This window comes from Rhodococcus sp. ENV425 (assembly GCF_002887785.1).
Lineage (GTDB): Bacteria > Actinomycetota > Actinomycetes > Mycobacteriales > Mycobacteriaceae > Rhodococcus > Rhodococcus aetherivorans.
This window is the reverse complement of the sequence record NZ_PCZU01000297.1, coordinates 37,779-40,040: the sequence shown is the minus strand read 5'-3', so window position 1 is coordinate 40,040 and position 2,262 is coordinate 37,779. Positions and strand designations below refer to the sequence as shown.

General features: G+C 72.4%; 1 protein-coding gene. It reads left to right on the top strand.

The window, feature by feature from the left end; translation table 11 throughout:
• Positions 1 to 2,262: condensation domain-containing protein (locus CQZ88_RS32110; RefSeq protein WP_258008853.1), on the top strand; the 2,262-nt coding region annotated here is incomplete at both ends.

Genomic DNA, 2,262 nt, shown 5'->3' with positions numbered 1-2,262 from the left:
CATGTGGTTCCTCAACCGCTTCGACCCCGACTCCGCGGTGAACAACCTGCCGCTGGCCATCCGGCTCCGAGGTGACCTCGACGTCGGGGCGCTGCGCGCGGCGATCGACGACGTGGTGTTCCGGCACGAGTCGCTGCGCACGGTCTACCCGGAGGTCGACGGGGTGGCGCGCCAGGTCGTCCTGCCCACCGCGGATCCGGCCGCCGGACTGGAGCCGACGCCGGTGAGCGAGGCCGACCTCGCGGCCGCGGTCGCCGCCGAGATCGGTGCCGGATTCGACGTGACCACCGGAGTCCCGCTGCGGCTGAGACTGTTCCGGCTGTCCGAACGGGAGCACGTGCTCGTCGTCGTGCTGCACCACATCAGCGGCGACGGATTCTCGATGGGGCCGCTCACACGCGACGTGATGCTCGCCTACGCCGCACGGGCCGCCGGCCGGGAACCCGACTGGGCGCCGCCGGCGATCCAGTACGCGGACTACGCGCTGTGGCAGCGGGAGGTTCTCGGCGCCGAGGACGATCCCCGGTCGGTGCTCGCGCAGCAACTCGGCTACTGGCGCAGAACGCTGTCCGGGATCCCCGACCAGCTCGACCTGCCGGCGGACCGGCCCCGTCCGCCCGTCGCGTCGAACCGCGGTGCCGTCGCCGGCTTCTCCGTGGACGCCGGCACGCACGCGGCGCTGACGGCCCTCGCCCGGGGGCACGGCGTCACGCTGTTCATGGTCGTCCACGCGGCACTGGCCACTGTGCTGACGCGGCTGTCCGGCACCGAGGACATCGTGATCGGCACGCCCGTCGCCGGGCGGGGCGAGGCCGAACTCGACGACGTCATCGGCATGTTCGTCAACACCCTGGTGCTGCGCACCCCGGTCGGCCCCGGCGACACGTTCGCCGCCCTCCTCGCTCGCGTCCGCGAGACCGACCTCGAGGCGTTCGGCCATGCCGACGTGCCGTTCGAGCGCATCGTCGAGGTCCTCGATCCGGAACGGTCCCAGGCGCGGCACCCCCTGTTCCAGATCGCGCTCAGCTTCCAGAACCTGGCGCGCACCCGCCTCGAACTTCCGGGCCTGGCCGTCGAACCGGTCGACTTCGCCTTCGACCAGGCGAAGTTCGATCTGCAGGTGACCGTCTCGGACGTGGTCGCCGAGGACGGTGCGCCGGGCGGGCTGTCCGTGGCGCTGACCTATGCGACCGACCTGTTCGACGCCGGCACCATGGAGGCCTTCGCCCAGCGGTTCACCCGGGTGCTCGCGGCGGTCGCCGCCGATCCGGCCACGGTGGTCGGGGACATCCCGCTGCTGCCGGACGAGGAGCGGGCCGTCGTGCTCGAGGCGTGGAACGCGCCGGGCACCCGCGCCGCCGGCGAGACGCTCGTCGACCGGTTCCAGGCGCAGGCCGGCCGGACCCCCGACGCGGTCGCCGTCACCGCCGGCGACCGCAGCCTGACCTACGGGGAGCTGGCGTCGCGCGTGAACCGCCTCGCCCGTACCCTGATCGACCGCGGAGTGCGGCCGGACAGCCTCGTGGCCGTGGCCCTGCCGCGCACCGAGGAACTCGTCGTCGGACTCCTCGCCGTGCTCCAGGCCGGCGGTGCCTACCTGCCGTTGGATCTGACGTATCCGGCGGACCGCCTCGAATTCATGCTCGCGGACGCCGCTCCCGTCTGCGTGCTCGTCTCCGGCACCGATCGGGAGGCGCTGCCGGACACCGCCGTCGAGGTGATCGACGTGTCGGCGCTCGATCTGTCCGCGGTCCCCGGCGCACCGGTCGGCGACGACGAACGACGGGCCCCGCTGCGCGTCGACAACCTCGCGTACGTCATCTACACGTCCGGCTCCACCGGCCGTCCCAAGGGCGTGCAGGTTCCGCACCGGACGGTCCTCGAACTGTTCGAGAACACGTGGCCCGCCTTCGAGTTCGACGAGCGGGACGTGTGGACGATGTTCCACTCCTACGCGTTCGACTTCTCCGTGTGGGAACTGTGGGGACCGCTGCTCTACGGTGGCCGGCTCGTCGTCGTCGACCACTACACCTCGCGCTCGCCCGAGGACTTCCGCGCCCTGCTGGCCAGGGAACGGGTGACGGTGCTCAACCAGACCCCGTCGGCGTTCTACCAGCTCGCCGAGGCGGACCGCGCGGCCGCGGAACACGGCGGCGGCGAGACGGGCCTTCCGGCACTGCGGTACGTGATCTTCGGTGGTGAGGCGCTCGATCTGCGGCGGCTCGCCGGCTGGTACGCCCGGCACGCCGAGGACGCGCCGCG